The following is a 24,600-nucleotide window of genomic DNA, read 5'->3' as shown; positions in this document are numbered from 1 at the left end:
ACGCTCCTGGATCATGAGATTCCTGCATACGTCGGACTGGCACCTGGGACGGTCGTTCCACCGGGTGAGCCTGCTCGACGCCCAGTCCGCGTTCCTGGACCACCTGGTGGCGACGGTGCGCGAGCGCGACGTGGACGCGGTCCTCGTCGCCGGGGATGTCTACGACCGGGCCGTGCCGCCGCTCTCCGCCGTCGAGCTCTTCGACACCGCCCTGCACCGGCTCGCCGAGGCCGGAGTGCCGACGGTCATGATCTCCGGCAACCACGACTCCGCCCGCCGCCTGGGCGTCGGCGCCGGGCTCATCGAGCGGGCCGGCATCCACCTCCGTACGGACCCGGCCGGAGTCGGCACCCCCGTCGTGCTCGCCGACGCCCACGGAGAGGTGGCGCTGTACGGCCTGCCGTACCTCGAACCGGCACTCGTGCGCGAGCAGTTCGGCGCCGCCAAGGCCGGGCACGAGGCCGTGCTCTCCGCCGCCATGGACCGCGTCCGCGCCGACGTCGCCGCGCGGCCCGCCGGCACCCGGTCGGTCGTCCTCGCGCACGCCTTCGTCGCGGGCGGCGAACCGAGCGACAGCGAACGGGACATCACGGTCGGCGGCGTCGCGGCCGTCCCCGCCGGAGTCTTCGACGGCGTCGACTACGTGGCCCTCGGCCATCTGCACGGCAGCCAGACCGTCACCCCGCGCGTGCGCTACTCCGGCTCGCCCCTCGCGTACTCCTTCTCCGAGGTCCACCACCGCAAGAGCATGTGGCTGATCGACCTCGGGGCGGACGGCGGGATCGAGGCGGCCGAGCGCGTCGACTGCCCCGTGCCGCGGGCCCTCGCCCGGATCCGGGGACGGCTCGACGACCTGCTGGCCGACCCCGCCCTCGTACGGCACGAGGAGTCCTGGGTCGAGGCGACCCTCACCGACCCGGTGCGGCCCGCCGAGCCCATGGCCCGGCTCACCGAGCGCTTCCCGCACACCCTGCACCTGGTCTTCGAGCCCGAGCGCACCGAGAGCGACCCGCACGCCTCGTACGCCCAGCGGCTGCGCGACCGCAGCGACCAGCAGATCGCGGAGGACTTCGTGGCCCATGTGCGCGGCGGCGCCGGACCCGACGACACCGAACGGACTGTGCTGTACGGCGCGTTCGACGATGTCCGGGTGGACGCGACGGTACGGGAGCGCGAGGTGGGCGCCCGGTGAGACTGCACCGCCTCTCCGTCACCGCCTTCGGACCGTTCGGCGCCACCCAGGAGATCGACTTCGACGCCCTGTCCGCCGCGGGCCTCTTCCTCCTTCACGGGCCCACCGGCGCCGGCAAGACCTCCGTCCTCGACGCCGTCTGCTACGCCCTGTACGGAGCCGTGCCCGGTGCCCGGCAGTCGCCCGGCACCTCGCTCCGCAGCGACCACGCCCCGGCCGGCACATACACCGAGGTGACGCTCGAACTGACCGTGGGGGAGCGGCGCTTGGAGATCACCCGGCGGCCGGCCCAGCCCCGGCCCAAGAAGCGCGGCGGAGGCTTCACCACCGAGAAGGCGCAGAGCTGGCTGCGGGAGTACGACTCCGGTACCGGCGAGTGGGCCGCGCTCAGCCGCTCCCACCAGGAGATCGGCGAGGAGATCACCCAGCTCGTCGGCATGAGCCGGGAGCAGTTCTGCCAGGTCGTGCTCCTGCCGCAGGGCGACTTCGCGCGCTTCCTGCGGGCGGACGCGGAGGCGCGCGGCAAGCTGCTCGGGCGGCTCTTCGACACCCGCCGCTTCGCCGCTGTGGAGGAGCGGCTCGCCGATCTGCGGCGCGCCGCCGAGCAGCAGGTACGGGACGGGGACGAGCGGCTCCTCGCGCTCGCCCATCGGACGGCGCAGGTCACGGGCGGCGCGGTCGTCGAGGAGCGGCCGGGCGAGCCGGGGCTCGCCGAGGCCGTCCTGACGCTGGCGGCCGTGGCCCGCTCCGAGGCGCGCGAGGCCCTGGACATCGCCGGCTCGGCCGTCTCGGCGGCCGAGTCCAGGCAGGCCGCCGCCCGCCGGGCGCTCGACGAGGAACGGGACCTGGCGGCCCGTCAGGCGCGGCACGCGGAGACGGAGCGGCGGCGGGTGGCGCTGGAGGCGAGCAGGCCCGAGCGGGACCGCTGCCAGGCGGTGCTCGACCGGTCCCGCAAGGCCGACCTCGTGGCCCCGGCTCTCGGCATGCGCGCCGACGCGGAGCGCGAGCACGCCACGGCGCACGCGGCCCGGGAGCAGAGCCGGGGCCGACTGCCGGCCGAGCTGGCCGACGCGGGCGCGGAGCAGCTGTCCGCCCTGGAGCGGCGGCTGCGCGAGGAGCTGGGCGGGCTCGAGTCCGCACGGCGTGCGGAGCGGCGCAGCGCGGAGATCGCCCGGGAGCGCGCGGACCTGGAGCGGCAGGCCCGCGCCGACGAGGAGATCCTCCAGGACGCGGCCGGCTGGCTCGCCGGGTGGGAGCCCCGCCGGGCGGACCTGGCGGCCCGTATCGAAGCCTGCCAGGAGGCGGCGGCCCGCGCCGAGCACCTGGCGGGACGCCTGGAACCGGGCCGGCGTCGGCTGTCCGCCGCCCGCCGCCGGGACGCGCTCGCCGAGCAGACGGCCGCCGCCGAGTCCCGGCTGACGGCCGCCCGCGAGCGCCGCAACGAGGCCCACGAGGCCTGGCTCGACGTCAAGGCCCGCCGCCTCCAGGGCATCGCCGCCGAACTGGCCGCGGCCCTCACGCCCGGCGCCCCCTGCCAGGTCTGCGGCTCCGCCGCCCACCCGGCCCCGGCCCGCACGAGCGCCGACCACGTCGACCGCACCACGGAAGACGCCGCCTACGCCGCGTTCACCCGCGCGGAGGAGTCCCGCACAGCAGCGGAACGCGACACGGCGGCCACCGCCGAGGCATGGGCCGCCGCGCGCGCGGAGGTCCTGGCGGGCGCGACGACCGAGGGAGAGACCGCGGCTTCCGCAGGCCAACTGATGGCAGTTGGCGAGCCCACTGTGAGCGAACTCGCCCAAGAAGTCGACGAGTTGGCGCGGCAGCACGCCGAGGCACATGCGCTTGCCGCGCAGACGCACAGCGCGCGCGAGGCGCTTGCTCGGGGTGAGCGGGAGGGCGAGAGCAGGGTCGCGGCGCAGCGGGACGCCGAGCGGCGGGTTGCCGGGCGGAACTCGCAGCGAGAGGCGCTCGACCGGGAGCAGGCCGGGCTCGACGCCGAGGTGGCCCGGGGGCGCGGGGAGTCCGGGAGCGTTGCCGAGCAGGCCTCGCGGCTGGAGCGGAAGATCGCGATCCTGATCGACGCCGCCGAGACCGTACGGACCCTGGAGCTCACCGCCCAGCGCCTCAAGGAAGCCGACGACCGGCTCGCCGACGCCGCCTTCCGCGCCGGGTTCGACACCCCCGCCGAGGCCGCCGCCGCGCTCCTGGACGACGGCGAACACCGCACGCTCCAGCACCGCCTGGACGCCTGGCAGGCGGAGGCCGCCGCCGTCGCCGACCGGCTCGCCGAGCCGGAGACCCGGGCCGCCGCCGAACGGCCCCCCGCCGACCCGGCGAGCTCCGAGGCCGCGTACGCAGCGGCCGAACGGGCCCTGCGGGACGCCACGTCCGCCCTCGCCGCCGTACGGGACCGGTGTGCCGAGCTGGCCCGGCTCTCCCGCCAGGCCGACACCGAGGTCCGCCGCCTGGGACCGCAGCGCGAGGAGTACGACCGGGTCGCCCGGCTCGCCGGACTCACCGCGGGCACCTCGGCCGAGAACGAGCGGAAGATGCGCCTGGAGTCGTACGTCCTCGCCGCCCGGCTCGAACAGGTCGCGGCCGCCGCCACCGCGCGGCTCCAGCGCATGTCCTCCGGCCGCTACACCCTCGTCCACTCCGACGCCCGCTCCGGCGGCAAGCGCGCCGGCCTCGGCCTCCATGTCGTCGACGCCTGGACCGGCAACGAGCGGGACACGGCCACCCTCTCCGGCGGCGAGACCTTCTTCGCCTCCCTGGCCCTCGCGCTCGGCCTCGCCGACGTCGTCACCGACGAGGCCGGCGGCGTCCGGCTCGACACCCTCTTCATCGACGAGGGCTTCGGCAGCCTGGACGACCAGACCCTCGACGAGGTCCTCGACGTCCTCGACTCCCTCCGGGAACGGGACCGCAGCGTCGGCATCGTCAGCCACGTCGCCGACCTGCGCCGTCGTATCCCGGCCCAGCTGGAGGTGGTCAAGGAGCGCCACGGCTCGGCCGTGAAGCTCCGTACGGGAGCGGGGCTCAGCGGCTGACGGCGCGCCGGGGGAGGGGCGAGGAGTAGACGACGCTCGTCGTCACCGAACCCAGCGTGCCGACCTTCCCGGAGATCTCCTCCAGGTGCTTCATGGACCGCGCGGCGACCTTGAGCACGAAGCAGTCGTCGCCGGTCACATGGTGCGCTTCAAGCACCTCGGGGGTGGCCGCGATCAGATCGTGGAACGGCTTGTAGTTGCCGTTCGGGTACCGCAGGCGGACGAAGGCGAGGATCGGCAGCCCGAGTCGCTCCTGGTCGACGACGGCCGTGTAGCCGGTGATCACCCCCGCCTCCTCCAGCCTGCGTACGCGCTCTGTCACGGCGGAGGCCGACATGGACACGGCACGGGCCAGCTCGGTGAAGCTGGCCCGGCCCTGGGCCTGCAGGGCGTCGAGGATGCGCCAGTCGGTGGCGTCCGGGGTGTACCCGCTCATGACGGTCATGACCGAGATGGTGCAGGGGAATCCCCGGGCGATCAAGCGATCCCCAGGGAGATCCCACGGTCCGGAACGCGGAGCGGGCCGGAATCCCGCCGGACGCCGTCATCAGAGGCGGGAGATCTCCTCCACGAGGTCGTCCAGGCCCAGCGGGCCCTGAGACAGCGCCGCCATGTGCCACGCCTTCGCGTCGAACGCGTCGCCGTGTGCCGCCTGCGCGTTGGCGCGCCCGAGCAGCCAGGCCCGCTCGCCCAGCTTGTAGCCGATCGCCTGCCCCGGCATCGAGAGATAGCGGGTCATCTCGCTCTCGACGAAGGCCGCCGGACGGCTGCTGTGCTGCTGGAAGAACTCCTGGGCCAGTTCCGGCGTCCAGCGCTCGCCCGGGTGGAACGGCGAGTCCGCCGGGATCTCGAGCCCCAGGTGCATGCCGATGTCCACGATCACCCGGCACGCCCGCATCATCTGCGCGTCCAGGTAGCCGAGGCGCCGCTCGGCGTCGGGCAGGAAGCCGAGCTCGTCCATCAGCCGCTCCGCGTAGAGCGCCCAGCCCTCCGCGTTGGCGCTGACCCCGCCGATCGTCGCCTGGTAGCGCGACAGCTGGTCCGCGACGTGCACCCACTGGGCGATCTGCAGATGGTGGCCGGGGACGCCCTCGTGGTACCAGGTCGACACCAGGTCGTACACCGGGAACCGGGTCTGGCCGTCGACCGGCAGCCAGGTGCGGCCGGGCCGGGAGAAGTCCTCCGAGGGGCCGGTGTAGTACGGGGCCGCGGCGCCGCCCGGCGGGGCGATGTGCGACTCCACCTTCCGTACGCGCTCGGCGAGTTCGAAGTGGGTGCCGTCCAGCGCCTCGATCGCCTCGTCCATCAGGCTCTGCAGCCAGACCCGGACCTCTTCGACGCCCTCGATGTGGGTGCCGTGCACGTCGAGGTGCGCGAGCGCCTCCCACGGATCGGAGCCGGGCAGGATGCGCTCCGCCTCGGTGCGCATCTCGGCGTGGAGGCGGTGGTACTCGGACCAGCCGTACGCGTAGGCCTGGTCGAGGTCCAGGTCGGTGCCGTTGAAGTAGCGCGACCATCGCTGGTACCGCTCGCGGCCCACCGTGTCGGGCGCACCGGCGACGGCGGGGGTGTACACGTCCCGCATCCAGTCCCGCAGCGCGACGACGGCCTCGGTGGCGCCCCGGGCGGCCGAGGCGAGCTCCGTACGCAGCTCGGCACCGAGGGACTCCGGCCGCGCGGCGGCGAACTCCTCGAACCAGCCCCGGCCTTCGCCGTCCCCGCCCGCCCACTCCGTCAGCTGGCCGACGAATGTCGCGGTCGGCCGGGGTCCGCCCAGGAGCTTGCGCTCCAGACCGAGGGCGAGCGAGGCGCGGTAGCCCTCCAGGGCCGCCGGAACCGCGCGCAGCCGCCGGGCCACGGCCTCCCAGTCCTCCTCGGTCTCGGTCGGCGTCACGGTGAACACCATCCGCACGCTGTGCGCGGGGGACCGCATATTGCTGACCGCACAGAGGCCCTCGTCGGCCTCGTGGACGGCGAGCTCGGCCGTCAGGCGCTCCCGCAGCAGTCGGGCGCAGCGCCGTTCGGCATCCGTGTCCGCGCCCGGCCGCCGCTCGGCCTCGTCGAGCCGTGCGAGGGTGCGGCGGGCGAGATCGGCCACCGCCTCCTGGCCGGCCGGCGAGAAGTCGGGAAGGAGGCCCGCGCTCTCTTTGACTCCCAGGTATGTACCGGTGATCGGGTCGAGTTCGATGAGTGCGTCGACGTAGCTGTCGGCGACCTGGCGGGGCAGCGGGCTGCTGGAAGTCTCTGGCATGGGGCTCATCCTCGTGCCTTCACCGTCCTCGCGTCATCCCCAATCGATCTCACACGGCTGACAAATGAGCGCCCGGAACGTGCCCTCCGTGGGCCTCGCGCGGGACGTCCGGCCGGGCTCTACGCGGGTCACGCGTGCATGCGCTCGACGGACGGGCCGACCAGTTCGCGCCGGTGCGGGCGCACCCGCAGAAGCCGGAGCATTCAAGCCCTGGACGGAGTTTGGCCGGATCCCGTCGGAGGCGGGGCCCGGGCGGGTGGCGGGCGCCACGCCCGCCTCGGCGCCGAGCTCGGGGTGGGCGGCCCGGGTGTCGTTCCGCGGGAGGCGGAGAACGTACGGCCCGGCCCGGTTCGGTACGACGGATCCGGCCATCCGCCTGCGTTGCCTTTCGGGCAGTGCCGTCAGCGTTCGCCCAGCGGCAGACGGCTTCGCTTCGGGGCCGAGGCGAGACGGGCGGTGATGACGAGGGTGCCCTCCTCGATCTGGTAGTCGAGGGGGAGGTTCAGGGCGCGCATCGCGGCCACCATGCCGGTGTTGGACGACTGCGTCACGGCGTAGACGCTCTCGCAGCCGGCCTCGACGGCCATCGCGACCAGCCGGCCGAGGAGTTCGGATCCGATGCCCCGGCGCTGCCAGTCGTCCTCGACCATCAGGGCGACCTCCGTCTCGTCGCCGTCCCAGAGCAGATGGCCGAGGGCGACCAGCCGGCCGGAGGTCGTCTGCACGGCGAGGGTGCGGCCGAAGCGCGGGCTGAGGAGGTGGTCGAGGTAGCGGTCGGCGTCGCCGACCGGGCCGTGGTACCGCAGGTCGAGCGTCCGCGCGGAGCAGCGGTCGTGCATGGCGCGCGCGGCGACGAGGTCGCGCTGGTCGGCGCGGCGGACGGTGATCTCGTTGCCCTCGGGCAGGGTGAGGACGTCCTGGCTGCGCGGGATGCGCGGGCCGAGGCGGGCGTCGAGCTCGACGAGCGCCCGGGCGCGGGCGAACTCGGTCGGGGTGAACGGCAGATAGGGCCGCTCGATGGTGATCACGCCGCCGTTCGGGTCGCGCAGGCGCATCACCGTCTCCTCCAGGACGCCCTCGACGGGGGCGGTCTCGCCGGTGGGACGGCCGCTCAGGGAGACGGCGGGCAGCGAGTGGATGGTGCAGCGGCCGAGGAGCTGGCGCAGGGCGAGCGGGAGTTCGGCCGCGTCCAGCGCGGTCCGGGTGGCGAGTCCGAGCAGCCGGGTGGGGGTGTCCACCAGGTCGTGGGCGTCGGCGCGCTCGATCCAGATGTGGGAGCCGCCGGCCGCGGCGATCTCCCGGGTCAGCTCGCCCGCCTGCAGGGTCGCGGGGGCGCGCAGCAGGAACTCGTCGACGGTGCCCTCGGCGAGCGGGTGGGTCTGCAGCGTCAGAATGTCGACGCCGTGGCGGGCCAGCGCCGTGCACAGCGCGGCGAGACTGCCCGGGGTGTCGCGGACCGTGGTCCGCATCCGCCAGAGGGTCGTCTCGGCGGGCTCGCCGGACGTGTCGCCCTCCGCGCGGGTGTCGGTGGCCGGCGGCAGCGGGGCGGACCCGCCGCCGCCGGGATCACCGGCGGGCGGCGCATGGCTGTGGCGGCGGGCCCACCACGTGTGGAAGGCGGCGGTGGCGATCAGCGCGATCGCGGAGAACACGAGCATGTACGGACCCTCGGCGCCGCGGACGACGGTCTTGGCGATCGTGTCGGCCACCACCACGGCCGTGAAGAGGGCGGCGAGCTCGATGAGGTCCCGCCGCCAGTGGTGGGGACGGCGGGAGCTCTTCGCTGAAGTCACATCGGTCATGACCTCACTGTGACTCAGCGGTGTTGCGTGATCACGAACGCTTTGTGACTGACGGGTTAAGCGGCGATCTGGGAGCTTACTGGCCGATTTCGACCGGTCGTGTCGTGGCCTGACCGGTCCTGTGGAGCGCACTCACGACGCCACCCGGAGTGCCCTCACGACGCGGCCCGGAGCGCTGCCGGAGGTTCCGGCCTGAGCATCGTCTGAGGTGCCGCCCGAAGGGCCTTCCGCAGACGCGCGGCCTGGACGACGAGCTGCGAGGAACCGCTCCGGTCCGCCACCGCGTCGAGGCCCGGTATCTCCCCCGGTATCTCCGCGGGCGTCCCGCACCGCTCCACGCAGTCGGCCGCGACGGCCAGCAGCTCGCCGAGCCCGCGCACCGGCTTCTCCGCCGCGAGCAACGCGGGCAGCAGGGCCGCGAGTACGGCCCAGGTGGTGCCGTACGCGCCCGTGGCCGCGGCCGTACGGGCCGCGTCCGCGAGGCGGTTGGGCTTGACCGTGCCGTCGCCGACCAGACCGGCCAGCGTCTCGCCCAGCCGGCGCGGATCCAGGTCGCCCCGCGCGGCCAGGACGAGCAGCGCGTCCACGGCATCGAGCCGGTCCTCCGCGTGCCGGCAGCCGAGCGCCAACGCCAGGGCGAGATGCGTCGCCGCGCCGACCGGCCCCTCGGACTCGGCCAGGGCCGTCAGACCCCAGGAGACGCCACGCTCGTCCCACTCGACCCCGCCGGCGAGGACGGGTAGCAGCCAGGTCGCCAGAGTCTCCCGGTCGTCCGGAACGACGGCCGGCCAGTTCCGCCGTTCGCCGATCCAGCGATGGCAGCTGTGGCTGGTCTCGGTCTCGGCGCCGCCCAGCCACCGGAACGCGGGCGGGAACTCCTCCCGTATGGTCCGGCGCTCGCGGATCGTGAGGACGATCCGGTCGGCCAGCCACCACACCCCTTCCTTGTGCTCCCGTCCTCGGGTCAGGAACCGCAGTCCCGGGGCGAGGGAAGCGTCCGCCGTGAGCCAGTCCGCGATCCGCTCCCCGGCCCGCGTGCCCAGCTCCGCCGCGGCGGCCGCTGCATCCGGGGCCGACGGGTCGGCCTTACGGACCCGCAGCAGGGCCTGCGCGAGGTCGGCGGGCGTCGGGTGCAGACCCATGTCCCGGTAGGCGCGCAGCCGTTCCACCAGCACGGACGGCTCGATCGCTCCCGTGTGCCAGGTGGGGGCGGCGAGCAGGAGCGGCAGCCGCTCCGTGCCGATGTGGGCCGCCGTCTCCCACAGGCGGGCGTCCACCACCGCGTCCAGGGCCCCGTGCACACAGGCGGACGGGGCCTGACCCCGTACCCGGGCAGCGTGGATACGGGACGGCCTCACGCGGCCCATGAGCGCGGCGAGCACCACGTGCACGCCGTGCGTCCCGTGGACGAAGTGGTCCGGCAGCGGACCTTCCGTGCCCGCCCACCAGGCGTCCCCGAACGCCTCGGACACCGCCGCGACCAGCTCCTCGCGGTTCTGGTGCGCATGGCGGACCAGCCCGTCCAGCACGCGCTCGAACTCCTCGGGCGGCGCCTCCGTACGGCCCTTGGACACGGCCACCAGATCCTCGACCAGCTCCGCGACCGTGGCGGCCGGGGCCGGCACCCGCCTCAGCTCGGGCACGGGAGGCAGCGTCTCCTCGTACGGAAGGCCGTCCGCGAGGTCCGTGGCGCCGAACAGCTCCTCGGCCGCCTGCCGGTGCGCGGGGCTCAACACGGCGGCGGCACCCGCCAGTTCCTCCCGCACCTGCTCGTCCACCTCGGGCAGGTACCGTCCGACGAGCTTCAGCGCCCGCTCCTGGATCCCCGTGTCCGGGTGCCCGAACGCCTCCGCGACCACAGGCAGCAGCTCGACCGCCGTGCCCGGTGCCTTCCGCAACTCCTTCGTCAGAAGCGACAGTTGCGCCCGCACCAGCTTCTTCTCCGTACGGAAGAGGACCTGGCCGGACATCTCCGCCAGCTGCGGCGCCGACAGCTCGCCCCGGGCGGCGAGTCCCGCGAGGACCTCCTGCGCGTACGCAGCGACCGGCGACGGCGCGTCCGCGGCCATACCGATCCAGTCCGCCGTCCGGCCGCTTCGCTCCTCGGGCGTCGGATCGAGGAGCTGGAGCAGAGCGAGCGGGAAGCGCAGATCCCGCGGCCGGCCACCGCGCAGCAGTCGGGCCACACAGCCCTCCACCAGGGACGCGCGGTCGAGCACGCCCTCCGCGGTGAGCGTCGCGAGCGCCGTCGGCCAGTGCGTGGGGGCCTCCGGCCCCAGGGTCCAGATGAGCGGGTCCGGGGTCTCGATCATGTCGAGGATGCGGGGGACCAGAATCGGCGTGTGCGAGTCCGCGCGAAGGTCGTCCACGAGCCTCCGCCCGGCCACTGCGCGCGTCCAGCCGAGGATGTAGCCGTCGGTCGTCGGCACGGCGCAGCCCGAGCGCCCCACCAGCTCGCGCACCAGCCGGTAGTCGCCCTCCGCCACGGCCGGCCGCTCCGCGAGCCGCTGCGCCACATCGCCCAGCCAGGCCGGATCGCGGTCGGCGAGCACGTCCAGGACGAAGAGGCTCGTGCTCCGGCCCCAGTCGGTGAGGTCCCGGCCCCCGATCCAGGCGGCGGCCGCCGCCGCGCCCGTGTGGCACCCCGCCCCGGCGACCCGCAGCGCCTTCTGGATCGGCACCTGCTCGTTCCAGCGCTCCCAGCCCCAGCCGCGGACCTCCGCCCGCAGGGCCTTGAGCTCCTGGAGGGCCGCCTTCCGTTCGCCTGGCCCCATCTCCTTCAGCAGTCCGGGAACGGCGTCGACCCGTCCCTCACGGACCGCGGCCAGCAGGCTCCTCACCATGATCTCCCCGTTCCCGTCGCTCATCGCACACCTCCGACGGCTACGGCCACGGCTACGGCCTCGGCCGACGCGGCGACCGCAGCGCGCCGGGCCATCCGCACCGCGAGCGCGTGCTTGCACGGACCCCGGCGGCCCCGGTAGTCCGCCCACCACTGGCAGGTGCAGCTCAGCGCCCCGCCCGACTCCCGCACCTGGTAGCGCCGTTCGCCCGACACGACCGTCGCGAGCGTCCCGTCGAGGGCGACCGCCCCCTCGGTGACCAGGGCACGGGCCGCCACGAGCCGGGGATTGTGCCGCTCCGCGCGATCCGCGTCGTACGGCAACTCCCGGTGGAAGTAGGCCGCGTCGGCCACGTCGTACCCCACGCGTCCGGCCGTGCCCAGGCGGGTCAGCGCGGCCCGCACCCGGTCCACCGGGAGGCCCGCCTGAGCGCCCAGCTCGGCCGGATCGATCCTCGGCTCCCAGGCAAGGAGAACCGAGATCAGCTCGGCGTCCTGCGCGGCCTCCTCCGTCGCCAGGGCCTCCAGGACCCCGCCCTCGCCGGAGAAACCCCGCGAGGCGTCCGGCGAGAGGGTGAGCGTCAGCCGCATCCCGGGCAGCGTCACCTCCCAGGCGCTCGCCGTGGCGGCCCCGTCCGGCACCGGCCCGTACACCCGCAGCGCCGTCGCGTGGCGCAGCACCCGCTCCAGGGCGACCAGCCGCTCGGGCCCCGGCAGACAGACCGCCCCCGCCACCGGCCGCGTCGTCGGCCGCAGCGTCCTGCCGGCCTGGACCACCCAGAGCGGCCCGCGCCGCCCCGCCCCCTGCGAACGCGGCAGCGAGCGCAGGAAGCGTACGGCCTCCGGGCCCGTCAGCTCCGCCCGCAGATCGAAGCCGGCCGAGGCCACCTGGGCCTCCGCGAAACCGCGCAGCCATCGGTCCGGCAGCGGAACCTTCTTCTCCACGACCGCGCCGTCGAGCGTCGTCACCGCGAGGTCTTCCGGCCCGACCCGCAGATGCAGCGGATCGCTCCCGGTCATGCGCGACAGGGCCTCGCGCAGCGGGTTGTTGACATCGACGTTGGTGGTGCCGTGGCCGGTCGTGGCCCCGTCGAGCCCCTCGCTGAGCACGTCGAGCCGGGCGTACACCCCGCCGCAGCCGGAGAACGACTCGAACCGCAGCCGGTCGCCGTTCCCCGTCACGACCGGGTCCAGCGAACCCGGCCGTATCCGCTGGTAGTAGCGGGCGGCCGCGACGTCCGCCACCGCGAGCAGACCCCGCGCGGCGATCTGCGGGGACGTCAGGAAGCCGCTGAAGAACCGGGGATGCGCCTCGGCCCCGGCGGGCGTGAGGCCCCCGGAGGTCTCCAGGCCGAGGAGCCGTCCGTCCCCGGAGGAGCGCAGGGCGGACGGGCGTGAATAGGCGAGCGCCTGTACGGATCGCGTCATGGGAAAGACGCTAGGACCCACCACTGACAATCGGCTCCGGCCGGCCTCCGGGGGCCGGCACGGCGCCGCTACTGACCGACGCGCCCCGGCTGAAGGACCTTGCTGAACACCTGGACACGCGATTGACAGTCCACATGAGTGACCCCGGCGACGCGTCAACGTCCCGGGGTCCGACACCAGGAGCTGACACTCCCAGTGCGTGTGCAACGTACCTGGCATGACCGGGACTTCACCGTCATCCCCGACGTCCTTGCGCGTAACCGCTCCCTGTGTTCGCCATCGTCCCACTGGGTCGTGAGCGGATCTCGGAGCAGACGGCCTCGAACCAGCCGTGCGGGTCTGTGGCCCGGTCCAGAAGCGGGTTCTGCAGTGTGCCGTCCGGGATGCCCGGCCAGATACGATCAGGCACGAACAGGTCGCGAGGTACTGCCCTGAACGTGGTCAGCCAGTCGGATTCGAGTGCGCCCGCAGCGACGAGCGCGGAGGCGAGCCCCGAGGGACCCACCTCCTCTGTACGCGCGATCACCGGCTACTTCTTCGAGGGGCCGGAGCCGTCGGAGGAGTTGCCCCCCGCTGGTCTCAGTGCCGCCTCCACCGTGCCCGCGCCCGCTACTGCCGTCGTCCTGCCGGCTGCCGCCCTGGCCACTTCCGCTCCCGCCCCCGTGCTTCGCCATACTGTTGACTCCTTGGTAGTCGGGATACCTCGAACCTCCGCAGTGATGCTCGCCTTCAGCGGAAGGCCTAGGTCGTGTCCGTAAAGTCGATCGCTGGTTACTCCGTTCGTGGTGCGTCGACATGAACTGACTGATGAGTCGTGGGCGTTGATCGCCCCGTTGCTGGCGCCGGGCCGGATGGGCAGGCCCGTGCGGGACCGGCGCCAGGTCGTGAACGGGATCTTGTGGAAGCTGTCCACCGGGGCCGCCTGGCGTGACCTGCCCGAACGCTACGGGCCGTGGAAGACGGTCTACGAACGCTTCCGTTACTGGTCCGCCGACGGCACCTGGGACCGTCTTCTGGCTCATGTCCAGCAGCACTCCGACGCCGTCGGAGCCGTCGACTGGACGATCGTGTGCGTCGACTCGACCACGGTCCGCGCGCATCAGCATGCGGCCGGGGCCCGAAAAGGGGGCCCTGGGAAGGCGAGGCCCTCGGACGCTCTCGCGGCGGGCTGACCAGCAAGATCCCCTCGCCTGTGACGGCCAGGGCCGCCCTCTCTCATTCACGATCACGGGCGGGAACGTCAACGACTGCACCCAGTTCGAAGCCGTCATGAACCGTATCCGCGTCACCAGGCCGGGTCCGGGTCCGGGCAGGCCCCGGACCCGGCCCGACCGCGTGGTCGCCGACAAGGGCTACTCGGCCCGGAAAATCCGTGCCTACCTGCGACGACGCGGCATCGCGTCGACGATCCCGGAACGGATCGACCAGATCAACGGACGCATCCGCCGCGGCGAAACCCGCTGCCGCCTCGACAAGGCCGCCTACCGGCGCCGCAACGTGGTGGAACGCTGCTTCAGCCGGCTCAAGCAGAACCGGGCCCTGGCCACCCGCTATGACAAACGCGCCGCCCACTACCAAGCCATGGTCACCCTCGCCTGCCTCAGGCTCTGGCTCCCATGACTTTCCGGACACGGCCTAGGGGCGGCGGGCCAGCAAGTGTGCGTCGAGCAAGCCCCGCTCGGAGGCCGGGTCGTGGAGCAGCCGGGCGAACGTGACGAGCCCGGCCCCGGCCAGCAACTCGGCGAACCGGTCCGCCGGCCAGCTATAGGCGGGCGTCACCTTGTGGTCGAAGCGGACCGGCTCCGGGCCATCAGTTGCGAAGAACGAGGCCAGGAGCAGACCTCCTGGCGCCAGAACACGCACCTGCTCGGCAAGCAGCGCGGGCAATTCCCCAGGCGGGGTATGGATCATCGAATAGTGGGCCAGCACGCCGCCGAGCGCGCCGTCCTCGACCGGCAGGGCCTCCATCCGCGCCTCGTCGAACCGCAGCGCCGGATGGGCCCGCCGGGCATGGTCGACCATGGCCGGGGAGAGGTCGAGCCCGAAGGCGTCCAGCCCCAGGTCGTGCAGCATGGCCGTCAGATGTCCAGGTCCGCACCCGACGTCGGCTGCCCGGGGGTTCCCCGTCCCACGCACCAGCTCGGCGAAGGTACCGATCATGTTTCGCGCGAACGGCTGCGTCTCCAACTGATTGGCGAACATCGACGCATACAGCTCGACGACCCCGTCGTAGGCCGCCCTGGTCTCATCCTGATGCCCGATCACGGGAAGGAAACTAACACCCGCGCCGTTCGCAGCCGTTCTCCGGCCCCGTACCGACCCCCACCTCCAGGAACTGACCTTCCCGTGTCTTGAGCGGTACTGGCGCAGAGCACTTGTTCCGCAGCTGTCGTATTCCTGAGCAAGAAGGTCCATCAGCCCTTCTCCGTGGCCCTGGGCCGTGCGAATTCGCTGGTTGAGACCGGGGCCCATACGGGATGCTGCACGCGTGATTGAGCGAGAAGCCGCAGTTCAGGCTGGTCGAAGAACAGCTGGAGCGTGACTACCAGGAGTGGCGAGCTGCGGGTGTGGACGCGATGGTCATGGCCGCGGCCGCAGTGCCGCGGCGGCCGCTCAGAGGTGGCCGTCCAGGAGCTCCCGTACCTCGGCGATGGTCATAGGCCCCGTGCCGTGCGCCACCACCTCGCCCTCCTTCAGCAGGACGTAGGACGGGGCTCCGGTGATCCCGTATCGCTCGGTTGCGGCCGGACAGCGCGTGATGTCGGTGCGGACGGCCGTCAGGCGGCCCGTGTACTCGTCGGCAATGCCGCCCACGACGAGGTCCATCGCCCGGCAGGGCTCGATTGCCTTGGGCCATGTCCCGATGAAGTATGCGAGGACCGGGACTCCGCTCATCCCGAGGATGAAATCGAACTCCGCGTCCTCACGGGGTTGGTGAACCCGCTTCGCCATGGAAGCTCCCGACCTCGTGTTCCGTCTTTCCATCCCCATCATCCCCCGCGCCGTGCGCCAGGCCGGCCCGGCGGTACCGGCCGCCTCCTCGTCACCTCCCTGGGGTTCCAACGGCACGGGCGTCGCCGGCGCGGCCCGCAGACACGACGCTGGGGCCGTAGTCGTCCTTGTCCACCACGGTGAGAACGTCCTCGGACGCTCCGCCGCCTGACCAGGCGAGTGTGTCGACCGGAAGGGCTCGAGGGGCGAACTCGCCGGCGGGCCGCGTAGTTCCTCGACGACCTCGTCATGCGCAGGCTGTCTCATAGCCCCTGAGACGCAGGTTGCCGCTGTCGCAGTGATCGGCAAGGAACGGCCGAGCCGCGCCGGAGCCCGCCGTCTGCCTACTGAGGAACCGAGTGGACATAGGCGAGGGCCGGGTTCCCGAGAGCTCCGCGCGCGGCCTCACGCAGCTCCTGCTGCTTGGTGACATCGAGTGTTTCGACACTGGCTCAGCTGGAGCCGTCGACGGGGCGTGGCGCAGGCGTGGATGGCACGGGTCGGCCGGTCGGCCTACGGTGTCCCTCCGAGGATGTCGTGCGGGTAGTGGGCGCCCAATCATTAACCGCGACGCTGCCATGGCCAGCGCGCAGGGCCTGCGCGCTCGCTCACCCCGACGAGCTCGGGCGGTCCGCTGACCATCCAGACGTGCCGGGTGCACAGCGGTCGGCTGCTGCTTCGCTTCGAGCGCCTACGGGCCGGCGGCGCCGGCGGCGCCAGCGGCGCTGCGACGGCCAGGCCGTCCCGGGGCACCGTGCCCCCGGTACCGAGGGGCGAAGGCCTGACCGATTCGGCCGAGTTCAGGGAGATTTACTCCTTCCTGTATCGCGGCGAACAAGGCGATACAGGGCCAAAGTGGACTGATTCCCCGTGGCGTAGGCTCCCGAGCTTCGGACGGGTATCGTCTCGGCCGCTCGGTCGGCAGGCTTCGGGCCCGTACCGAAGACGCGCCGCGGAATTCTTCCGCGTTTCCTGTTATCCGGAGGATGCCCTGCGGTCTCCCAGCTGCTGGGCATCGACAACAGGCGGGACAGGCAGAGTGAATCAGGGCATGGGTACACAGCACGGTACGGAGCTGGTGAGGGCGGCACAGAGCGGCGACCTGTGGGCGCAGGACCAGCTCGTCGCCGCCTATCTGCCCCTGGTGTACAACATCGTGGGCCGGGCCATGAACGGCCACCACGATGTCGACGACGTCGTGCAGGAGACGATGCTGCGGGCGCTCGACGGGCTCGGCAGCCTGCGCGCTCCGGACAGTTTTCGGTCCTGGCTCGTGGCCATCGCCATGAACGGGATCCGCAGCCACTGGCACAGGCAGCAGTCCAGCCCCCTCACTGGCGTCCTCGACGACGCCAGTGACCTTGCTCACCCCGGTGCCGATTTCGTGGACCTCGCCGTCGTCAAGCTGCACCTGTCCGGGCAGCGGCGCGAGACCGCCGAGGCGACCCGCTGGATGGAGCCGGACGACAGCGCGCTGCTGTCGCTGTGGTGGCTGGAGTGCGCCGGTGAGCTGACCCGCTACGAGGTGGCGGCCGCCCTTGAGCTGTCCACGCAGCACACCGCGGTCCGGGTGCAGCGGGTGAAGGCGCAGCTCGACACCGCCCGCGTCGTCGTACGGGCCCTGGCGGAGAACCCGCTGTGCCCCACCCTCCGGTCCGAGCTGGGCACGTGGGACGGCCGCCCCTCTGCTCTGTGGCGCAAGCGCATAGCCCGGCACGCCCGAGGCTGCGCGCACTGCGCCTGCCTGTGGAGCAACCTCGTCCCCGCTGAAGGACTGCTGGCCGGACTGCTTCTGGTGCCCCCGTCGGCGCTGCTGCTCACCGCCGTCCGGGAGAGCGCCGGGAACGCTGCGGTCGCCGCGCAGCAGTACGGCTCCGACACCGTCTACGGGGCGTCGGAGCCGTACACGGCGACGGGAACCTACGAGACGGCGGGCACGTACGGGACCCCGGGGCCTTATGAGACGCCGGGTGTGTACGGGACGCACGGAGCGTACGAGACCGCGGGCACGTACGGCATACCTGCGCCGTACGGCATACCGACGCCGGTCCCGTTCGAGGCGACGGCGCCGTACGGCATACCCACGCCGGTCCCGTTCGAGGCGACTGCGCCGTACGGCATACCCACGCCGGCCCCGTATGAGGGCGCGGCATCGTACGGATCGAGCGAGCCCTACGGGGCCGACGCGCCGTACGACCCGTCGGGGCCGTACGGGATGAGCGGGCAGGGCGAGCCGGGCGGGCCGCACGAACCCTTCACGCCGGGCACGTACGAGACCGAGAGCACCGTCATCCCCGTCGCGGCGGGGGCCCGCAGCTCACGGAGTGCACGAAGGCGTCGAGAGCAGGAACGGCGGCGCGGTCGTCGCAGGGCCGTCGTCGCCGCCGGGATGGCGGTCGTGGCGGTCACCGGCGGGGCCTTCTACCTGAGCACCGGACCCAACGGGGACGGGGAGGCGCTGGAGGCGAACCGTGCCGCGGCTCCCGGTCCGGACCTGCCTCTCACGCAGCAGCCGACCACCCTCCTGGAGACGCCGTCGTCCTCGCCCTCGCCCTCGGCGTCGACATCGGCCAGCGCCGGCGCGACTCCTACCGCCCGTCCGAGCCGCACCGCGACGGCGGCGCCGTCGAAGACGGCCACCCCCCGTACCTCGTCGCCCTCGCCCAAGCCGAAGGTCACCGGCAGCTCGGACTCTGGCTCGCAGGGCGGATCCGGCTCGGAGTCCACCGCCGACCAGGTGATCAGGCTGGTCAACGCCGAGCGGGCCAAGGCGGGATGTGGCCCGCTGACGGCGAACTCGCAGCTGACCAGGGCGGCGCAGGGTCACTCCGACGACATGGCCGCGCGGGACTTCTTCGACCACACCAACCCCGACGGCGAGGGCCCGGGCGAGCGCGTCACGGCCACCGGGTACCCCTGGTCGACGTACGGCGAGAACATCGCCATGGGGCAGAGCAGCGCGGAGCAGGTGATGGAGTCCTGGATGAACAGCCCGGGCCACCGCGCGAACATCCTCAACTGCTCCTTCAAGGAGATCGGGATCGGCATCCACGACGAGGGCGGTCCGTACTGGACCCAGGTCTTCGGCGCTCGCTGAGGGCGCGGGCGGTTCTGTGAGGCCGAGCCGCGGGACATCGCCGACTGCGCTGAGGCCCGGCGATCAGTCGGCAATACCTCTGCCGTGGGCAGGAGGTAGTGAGATCCCCGGTCGGCGGCCATCTAGAGGATGGTGATCAGGTCCCGCTCGGCTCCGTTGAGCACGCCCCACTCCGAAGTGCGCAGGGAGTCGGCGGAGGGAGCGGTGAAACTGCATGGGCGCCGGGGTATCCGACCAAGACGAGGCGTCGTGGGTCGTGTTGACGGGCGACCTCTTTCGGCGCCGTCAACCGCGACCGACGGTTGAGACGCCTGCACCCATCTACCCGGTCGGTTGGTCCGCGGGTCAGGCGGTCAGCGCCGCGAGTTCCGCGTTGGCGCGCTCGGTGACCAGGGCGAGGACGCGGCCGGCGGCGGCCAGGTCCTCGGCGGGTATCCCGCCCCGCCCCCGCCGCCGGCCGTGGGCGCCGAGTCGTCACCCCGCCCCGCCGCCCGGCGCGAGCACCCACCCGTACCCCTCAGTCCTGCCGGACCGCCTCCGCCGCCAGGCGTACACCTCGCGCGATCTCGGACGGCGTCAGATGGGCGTAGCCCAAGACCAGCCGTACGGCGCCGTCCGTCGGGCGTGCCGTGCCGAACTCCTCCAGTGGCCGCAGGACCACCCCCGCGGCCGCCGATCGCTCCACGAAGCGCGCGGTCGGGCCGTAACGCGGCTCCACGCGCGCGATGATGTGCAGCCCGGCCGCGATCCCGCTCACCGACGTGCCCGGGAAGCACTCCGTGAGCGCCGCCACCAGGGCGTCCCGCCGCTCCCGGTACGCGCGCTGACACCGGCGCAACTGCCGGTCGTAGGCGCCGCGCGTCACGAACTCGGCCAGCAGCGCCTGGTCCAGGGCCGGGTTCCCGAGGTCCATCGTCCGCTTGCGCTCCACGACCTCCGCCAGCAGCTCACGCGGTACGAGCATCCAGCCGAGCCGCAGCCCCGGGGCCAGCGACTTGCTCACCGACCCGGTGTAGACGACCCGCTCCGGATCGAGGCCCTGAAGGGCACCCACCGGAGCCCGGTCGTAACGGAAGTCCCCGTCGTAGTCGTCCTCCAGGACGTACCCGTCCACCGCCCGCGCCCAGTCGAGAATCGCGGCCCGGCGACGCGCCGAGTACGCGATCCCGGAGGGGAACTGGTGGGAGGGCGTCGTCACCACCGCCCGTACCCCCGACGCGGCGAGCGGACCCGGCAGCAGCCCCTCCTCGTCCACCGGCAGCCACATCGTGTCCATGCCGGTCGAGGCGAACAGCCGCCCGTGCTCCGGGCTGCCCGGGTCCTCGATCCCGACGGCCCGCATTCCCCGCGCCCGCAGCACGAAGCCCAGCAGCGTCGACGCCTGGGCGACCCCCGAACACACCACCAGACGTTCCGGATCGGCCACCGCCCCGCGCCGCCGCGTGAGCATCCCGGCGAGCGCGGTCCGCAGCTCCGGGAGCCCGCGCGGGTCCGGATAACCGAGCGCCCGGTGGGGCAGCGAGGCCAGCACCGTGCGCTGCGCCGAGGCCCAGGCCGCGCGCGGGAAGAGGGCGAGATCGGGCGTCCCGGGGCGGAAGTCCACCCGTACTCCCGGCGTGGGCGGCTCCGGGGCCCGTACGGTCCGGTCCGTGGCGGCCCGCGCCGCCTCCCCGACCCAGGTGCCCGAACCCCGGTCGCTGCGCAGATACCCCTCGGCGGTCAGCTGCTCGTACGCCTCTGTCACCAGGCCGCGCGAGACCCCCATGTCCGCGGCCAGTTCACGGCTCGACGGCAGCCGGGTCCCCGCCGTCAGGCGGCCGGTGCGCACCGCCTCGCGCAGAGCCTCCTGAAGCGCCCGGCCGCGCCGCCGGGCCGGGGCGGCGGCCGCCGGCAGCAGCAGCTCCCAGGCCGGCTGCCCGCCGCCGTGCGACGCGAGCGACGCGTGCGAAGTGGTCCCCGAAGACGTCATGGAAGTGGACCTTAAACCGGGCCGGTGCGCTTCCTAGCGTCGGGACCATGAACGCGAACTCCCTGCGAGGAACGCTCCTCGTGACCGTCGCCTACGCGCTCGTGGGCGCCTCCTTCACCGCCAACAGCCTTCTGGGCGACTATCCGTACGCGGGCGGCCAGGCCCTGCGCTACGGCGCCGCCTGCCTTCTCCTGCTGCCCCTCCTCGGGCCGGGCGGCCTCACCCCGCTACGCGCGCTGGGCGCCCGTGGGTGGACCCGCCTGGCCGTGCTCGCCGCCGTCGGCATGGTCGGCTTCAATCTCGCGGTCCTCGCCGCGGAACGCACCGCCGAACCCGCCGTCCCCGGCGTCCTGGTCGGCTGCGCCCCGGTGGTGGTCGCCGTGATCGTTCCGCTCCTGGAGGGACGCAGGCCCTCCCGGCCCGTGCTGTACGGCGCACTCCTGGTGGCCGCCGGGGCCTTCACCGTCCAGGGGTGGGGCCGTACCGACCTGGCCGGCCTCTCCTACTCCGTAGGAGCACTGGCGGGCGAAGTCGGGTTCACCGTCCTCGCCGTGCCGGTGCTCCGCCCCCTCGGGCCGAAGCTGCTGACGGCCGCCGTCTGCGGGATCGCGGCCGTCGAGTCGGCGCTGATCGGGCTGGTCGTGGACGGCGGTACGTTCCTGCGGACGCCGACGGCCATGGAGACGGGCGCCCTGTTGTGGCAGGCCGTCCTCGCCACGGTCGTCGGGTTCGTGCTCTTCTACATGGGCGTCCAGCGGATCGGCATGGAGCGTGCCACTCTCTTCACCGGCGCGATCCCGGTCGCCGCGGCGTTGACCGCGGCGCTCGTGTCCACCGGCGGCTTCGGCCTCCCGCAGGCCGCCGGCAGCCTCCTGGTCGGCGCCGGAGCGGCCCTCGGGACGGGACTCTTCACGCGCCGTAACCCGTCGACGGCTCCGTCGGCGGCACCGACAGCGGCACCGTCAGCGGCTGCCGTCGAGGATCACCCGCGCGACGAGAGCCGGGTCGTCGCTCATGGGGACGTGCCCGCAGCCGGGCAGCCGTACGAGCCGGGCGCCGGGGACGGTGTGCTTGGCCCGGACGCCCTGACGGCGCAGCAGCAGCCGGTCGCGGGTGCCCCAGGCCACGGTCACCGGCACGGCGGTGATGTCGTCGCCGAACCGCACGGCCCGGCCGGCCTCCAGGGTCTCGCGGAAGCCGGTGGCCTCCCGCAGCGCGAGCGTCTCGGCGACCACCGCGTCGGGTGAACGGCGCCCGGGGCGCGCGTAGATGGTGCTCGTCAGCGCCGTCCGCCCGGCGGCGCTGCGGGACAGCCGCTCGATGAGCGGCACCGGCATCGAAAGCGCCGCCGCCCGCATCGCGCGCAACGTCCAGAAGGCGTAACGCCGTTCGCTCTCCGACCAGAATCCGGCCGGGGAGAGCGCGGTGACCGACCGCACCAGCTTCTCCCGGCCGAGCTCCAGGGCGAGCAGCCCGCCCAGCGAGTTGCCGGCCACATGCGGCCGTTCGATGCCGAGGGCCGCACAGAAGGCGCCCAGCACCGGAACGACCGTCGAGACGGCGTAGGCGCAGCCGTCCGGCAGCGCGGGGGAGGCGCCGAAGCCCGGCAGGTCGACCGCGACGACGTCGCGTTCGGTGGCGAGGATGTCCAGCACCGGCTCCCAGGCCTGCCAGTGGTGACCGATGCCGTGCAGCAGCAGGAGCGGCTCGCCCGCGCCCCTGCGTTCGTACGTCACGGAGACCGTGCGCGGACCCTCGGGGGTCTCGATCGGGTACGAGATCTGTGCGGACATACGGCTGCTCCTTGACGTAGACACCCTGTCAGCAAGGATTACCGGTCAGTAGGTACGAGTTCAAGAGTCCGGACGGAACTGGACAGAGACCAACTCGTCGGCTGGGATGGGGGAGTGGCGACCGACACTCTGACCGATGTCTTCCAGGAGCACCGGCCGATGCTCATCGGCGTGGCCTACCGCATGCTCGGCCGCGTCGCCGACGCCGAGGACGTGGTCCAGGAGGCATGGCTGCGCTGGTCCTCCGCGGACCGGGACGACGTCCGCGAGCCGCGGGCCTATCTCGTACGGATCACGACTCGGCTTGCGCTCGACCGGCTCCGCCAGGTCCAGTCGCGCCGGGAGACCTACGTCGGGCCGTGGCTCCCCGAACCCGTCGTCACCGACTTCGGGCCGTCCGTCCCCGACACGGTCGAGCGCGCGATGCTCGCCGACTCCGTCTCGCTCGCCGTCCTCGTCGTCCTCGAGTCCCTCTCGCCCCTGGAACGCGCGGTGTTCGTGCTCCGCGAGGCGTTCGGCTTCCCTTTCGGGGAGATCGCCACCGCGCTCGACCGCTCCGAGGCCGCCGTCCGTCAGCTGGCCGGCCGTGCCCGCCGCCATGTCGACGAGGGCAGGCCCCGCTACGACGTCGACCCGGCCGAACGCCGAGACCTCACCGAGCGCTTCCTCGCGGCGGCGGCCGGGGGCGACCTGGCGGGACTGCTTGCGCTGCTCGCGCCGGACGTACGGCTCGTCGGCGACAGCGGCGGCAAGTCGAAGGCGCCGCTGCGGGTCATCGACAGCGCGGACAAGGTGGGCCGCTTCCTCCTCGCCGTCGCCCAGGGCGGCGAGGCGGCCTTCGAGTTCCGCTTCACGGAGGTCAACGGCGGCCCCGGGCTGCTCGTCCTGGCCGACGGGGAGCCGGACTCGGTCTTCCAGATCGAGGTGCGCGACGGACGCATCCAGTGCGTGTACATCGTGCGCAACCCCGACAAGCTCCACGCGGTCGCCGCCGTCGCGCTCTGAGCAGCCCGAAGCGCCCGCCTCCGCCCCGCCTCGCCCGCCTCGCCCCGCCTCCGCCCGGAGGCGGGGCACTTTGCTGCGCAGGGCACACAACGGTGCGAACGTCCTGTGAACGATCTACGCCAGAGGCCCGCAAACGGGGGCACCCGGGTCAGGATTGGTCTTGACCAAGGGGGTGCGCCGCCTTATGGTCGCAGAGATAGTGCAGGAACCTTTAATAAACAAGGGCGCGGAAAACCGCCGCGGGACACGGCGAATTGCGGAGGATCAGGGTGGGGACCACGCAGCTGGAATCGGCGCCGGAGCCGAAGTACTGGCATCTCAAGACCGTGATCGGCGAGGCGCTCGACTCCGACTTCGCGGTCGGCGAGATCCTGCCCAACGAGCGCGAACTGGCCGCGCGCTTCGGCGTCGCCCGGGCCACGCTCCGCCAGGCCCTTGAGCAGCTCGAGCTGGAGGGCCGCCTGCAGCGCCGCCGTGGCGTCGGTACGACCGTCGCCCCGCCGCGCGTGGGCGTCGACGTCTCCACGACCCAGCATGTCTGGCCCGGCGTCTCCGAGGAGACCTGGCAGTCCGTGGACTCCGCCCGCGACACGGCGCCCGCCGCCGTCGCGCGCCTCCTCGACCTCGCCCCCGGCGAGCAGGTGCACATCGTGCGCCGGCTGCGCGTCACGCAGGGCCAGCCGGTCGCGGCCGAGCTCCTGTACGTGCCGTCCGGCTCGGTCCCCGAGCTGACCGCGATCGACACCCCGACCGGCCCCGCCCGCGCCCGCGGCGTCCTGCGCGAGCTCCAGCGCCTCGCCCTGGACGGCCAGGACCGCGCCGTCGAGCTCGGCTCGGCCCGCGCGGACGACGCCAAGGAACTGGACCGCCTCCCGGGCGCCCCTGTCCTCGTCGTCACGACCCGCTACCTCTCCGAGGGCCGCACGGCCGCGGTCTCCGTCGCCACGTACCGCGCCGACACCTGCCGCCTGACCTTCGGCGACTCGGGCGACCTGGTGATGGCGTCCTGACGGACACACCGCCGACCCGACTGTGGCCGCAGCGGGGGGGGGGGGGGGGGGGGGGGGGGGGAGGGGAGGGGGGAGGGGGGGGGGGGGGGGGGGGGGGGGGGGCGGGGGGGGGAGGGGGGGGGGGGGGGGGGGGAGGGGGGGGGGGGGGGGGGGAGGGAGAAGTGGTG

General features: G+C 73.3%; 14 protein-coding genes and 3 pseudogenes. 7 read left to right on the top strand and 10 right to left on the bottom strand.

The genetic code is table 11. From position 1 onward, the window contains the following. The first annotated feature begins 13 nt into the window (after positions 1-13). Together ACZ4VI_RS26825 and ACZ4VI_RS26820 are read left to right on the top strand one after the other, a co-directional pair. Entirely contained in the window at positions 14-1,192 is a 1,179-nt protein-coding gene (locus tag ACZ4VI_RS26825; RefSeq protein ID WP_468003203.1) for an exonuclease SbcCD subunit D, read from the top strand. Next, a complete protein-coding gene (locus ACZ4VI_RS26820) occupies positions 1,189-4,245 on the top strand; it encodes an AAA family ATPase (RefSeq protein WP_468003201.1) in 3,057 nt (1,018 codons plus the stop codon). Before ACZ4VI_RS26825 ends, ACZ4VI_RS26820 begins: the two co-directional genes overlap by 4 nt. Here the strand turns inward: ACZ4VI_RS26820 and ACZ4VI_RS26815 are convergent. From ACZ4VI_RS26815 to ACZ4VI_RS26795, 5 genes are all read right to left on the bottom strand, one after another. Next, on the bottom strand, positions 4,235-4,681 hold the full coding sequence (locus ACZ4VI_RS26815; RefSeq protein WP_468003308.1) for an Lrp/AsnC family transcriptional regulator: 447 nt from the start codon (positions 4,679-4,681) through the stop codon (positions 4,235-4,237). The two genes, ACZ4VI_RS26820 and ACZ4VI_RS26815, sit on opposite strands and share 11 nt — an antisense overlap. 111 nt (positions 4,682-4,792) lie before the next feature. Beyond that, positions 4,793-6,496 (bottom strand): DUF885 domain-containing protein, encoded by a 1,704-nt coding sequence (locus ACZ4VI_RS26810; protein WP_468003199.1) that lies wholly within the window; start codon positions 6,494-6,496, stop codon positions 4,793-4,795. A gap of 401 nt (positions 6,497-6,897) precedes the next feature. Then, positions 6,898-8,298 carry a GNAT family N-acetyltransferase gene (locus ACZ4VI_RS26805; RefSeq protein WP_468003197.1) on the bottom strand — a complete coding sequence of 467 codons (1,401 nt, stop codon included), beginning with the start codon at positions 8,296-8,298 and terminating at the stop codon, positions 6,898-6,900. A 155-nt stretch (positions 8,299-8,453) separates the two neighbouring features. Further along, entirely contained in the window at positions 8,454-11,165 is a 2,712-nt protein-coding gene (locus tag ACZ4VI_RS26800; protein WP_468003195.1) for a DUF7824 domain-containing protein, read from the bottom strand. After that, the gene (locus ACZ4VI_RS26795; RefSeq protein ID WP_468003193.1) at positions 11,162-12,568 is read right to left on the bottom strand and encodes an SWIM zinc finger family protein; all 1,407 of its coding nucleotides are present in this window, start codon (positions 12,566-12,568) and stop codon (positions 11,162-11,164) included. Before ACZ4VI_RS26795 ends, ACZ4VI_RS26800 begins: the two co-directional genes overlap by 4 nt. Positions 12,569-13,353: 785 nt before the next feature. On the opposite strand from ACZ4VI_RS26795, the pseudogene ACZ4VI_RS26790 reads away from it, so the two are divergent. Then, positions 13,354-14,188, top strand: a pseudogene (locus tag ACZ4VI_RS26790) (IS5 family transposase). A 15-nt stretch (positions 14,189-14,203) separates the two neighbouring features. Here ACZ4VI_RS26790 and ACZ4VI_RS26785 read toward each other — a convergent pair. Both ACZ4VI_RS26785 and ACZ4VI_RS26780 read right to left on the bottom strand, forming a co-directional pair. Continuing rightward, entirely contained in the window at positions 14,204-14,833 is a 630-nt protein-coding gene (locus tag ACZ4VI_RS26785) for a class I SAM-dependent methyltransferase (protein ID WP_468003192.1), read from the bottom strand. A 348-nt stretch (positions 14,834-15,181) separates the two neighbouring features. Further along, positions 15,182-15,520, bottom strand: coding sequence for a thioredoxin family protein (locus ACZ4VI_RS26780; protein WP_468003190.1), 339 nt, complete (start codon positions 15,518-15,520; stop codon positions 15,182-15,184). A gap of 1,090 nt (positions 15,521-16,610) precedes the next feature. On the opposite strand from ACZ4VI_RS26780, the gene ACZ4VI_RS26775 reads away from it, so the two are divergent. Next, positions 16,611-18,656 (top strand): sigma-70 family RNA polymerase sigma factor, encoded by a 2,046-nt coding sequence (locus ACZ4VI_RS26775; RefSeq protein WP_468003188.1) that lies wholly within the window; start codon positions 16,611-16,613, stop codon positions 18,654-18,656. 345 nt (positions 18,657-19,001) lie between these two features. Here the strand turns inward: ACZ4VI_RS26775 and ACZ4VI_RS26770 are convergent. Both ACZ4VI_RS26770 and pdxR read right to left on the bottom strand, forming a co-directional pair. After that, a pseudogene (locus ACZ4VI_RS26770) lies at positions 19,002-19,094 on the bottom strand (MarR family transcriptional regulator); the annotation flags it as partial. Between the two features lie 79 nt (positions 19,095-19,173). Then, on the bottom strand, positions 19,174-20,625 hold the full coding sequence (pdxR, locus tag ACZ4VI_RS26765) for a MocR-like pyridoxine biosynthesis transcription factor PdxR (RefSeq protein ID WP_468003186.1): 1,452 nt from the start codon (positions 20,623-20,625) through the stop codon (positions 19,174-19,176). A 47-nt stretch (positions 20,626-20,672) separates the two neighbouring features. Here pdxR and ACZ4VI_RS26760 point away from each other — a divergent pair. Continuing rightward, positions 20,673-21,461, top strand: a pseudogene (locus tag ACZ4VI_RS26760) (EamA family transporter); the annotation flags it as partial. A 126-nt stretch (positions 21,462-21,587) separates the two neighbouring features. On the opposite strand, the gene ACZ4VI_RS26755 reads toward ACZ4VI_RS26760, so the two are convergent. Further along, the gene (locus tag ACZ4VI_RS26755; RefSeq protein WP_468003184.1) at positions 21,588-22,418 is read right to left on the bottom strand and encodes an alpha/beta fold hydrolase; all 831 of its coding nucleotides are present in this window, start codon (positions 22,416-22,418) and stop codon (positions 21,588-21,590) included. 114 nt (positions 22,419-22,532) lie between these two features. Between ACZ4VI_RS26755 and ACZ4VI_RS26750 the strand changes: the two genes are divergently transcribed. Both ACZ4VI_RS26750 and ACZ4VI_RS26745 read left to right on the top strand, forming a co-directional pair. Next, positions 22,533-23,423 carry an RNA polymerase sigma-70 factor gene (locus ACZ4VI_RS26750; RefSeq protein ID WP_468003182.1) on the top strand — a complete coding sequence of 297 codons (891 nt, stop codon included), beginning with the start codon at positions 22,533-22,535 and terminating at the stop codon, positions 23,421-23,423. Positions 23,424-23,692: 269 nt separating this feature from the next. Continuing rightward, positions 23,693-24,433 carry a GntR family transcriptional regulator gene (locus tag ACZ4VI_RS26745; RefSeq protein ID WP_468003180.1) on the top strand — a complete coding sequence of 247 codons (741 nt, stop codon included), beginning with the start codon at positions 23,693-23,695 and terminating at the stop codon, positions 24,431-24,433. Positions 24,434-24,600 lie beyond the last annotated feature (167 nt).

The organism is Streptomyces sp. NPDC029169 (assembly GCF_055563935.1).
The sequence above is the reverse complement of the archived record's forward strand: the minus strand, read 5'-3'. Positions and strand labels throughout refer to the sequence as shown.

What these genes read in the sequence shown, in the direction of transcription:
- pdxR (WP_468003186.1), bottom strand. Translation starts at nt 20,625, where the DNA reads ATGACGTCTTCGGGGACCACTTCGCACGCGTCGCTCGCGTCGCACGGC.
- ACZ4VI_RS26805 (WP_468003197.1), bottom strand. Translation starts at nt 8,298, where the DNA reads ATGACCGATGTGACTTCAGCGAAGAGCTCCCGCCGTCCCCACCACTGG.
- ACZ4VI_RS26795 (WP_468003193.1), bottom strand. Translation starts at nt 12,568, where the DNA reads ATGACGCGATCCGTACAGGCGCTCGCCTATTCACGCCCGTCCGCCCTG.
- ACZ4VI_RS26780 (WP_468003190.1), bottom strand. Translation starts at nt 15,520, where the DNA reads ATGGCGAAGCGGGTTCACCAACCCCGTGAGGACGCGGAGTTCGATTTC.
- ACZ4VI_RS26800 (WP_468003195.1), bottom strand. Translation starts at nt 11,165, where the DNA reads ATGAGCGACGGGAACGGGGAGATCATGGTGAGGAGCCTGCTGGCCGCG.
- ACZ4VI_RS26755 (WP_468003184.1), bottom strand. Translation starts at nt 22,418, where the DNA reads ATGTCCGCACAGATCTCGTACCCGATCGAGACCCCCGAGGGTCCGCGC.
- ACZ4VI_RS26775 (WP_468003188.1), top strand. Translation starts at nt 16,611, where the DNA reads ATGGGTACACAGCACGGTACGGAGCTGGTGAGGGCGGCACAGAGCGGC.
- ACZ4VI_RS26825 (WP_468003203.1), top strand. Translation starts at nt 14, where the DNA reads ATGAGATTCCTGCATACGTCGGACTGGCACCTGGGACGGTCGTTCCAC.
- ACZ4VI_RS26815 (WP_468003308.1), bottom strand. Translation starts at nt 4,681, where the DNA reads ATGAGCGGGTACACCCCGGACGCCACCGACTGGCGCATCCTCGACGCC.
- ACZ4VI_RS26810 (WP_468003199.1), bottom strand. Translation starts at nt 6,496, where the DNA reads ATGCCAGAGACTTCCAGCAGCCCGCTGCCCCGCCAGGTCGCCGACAGC.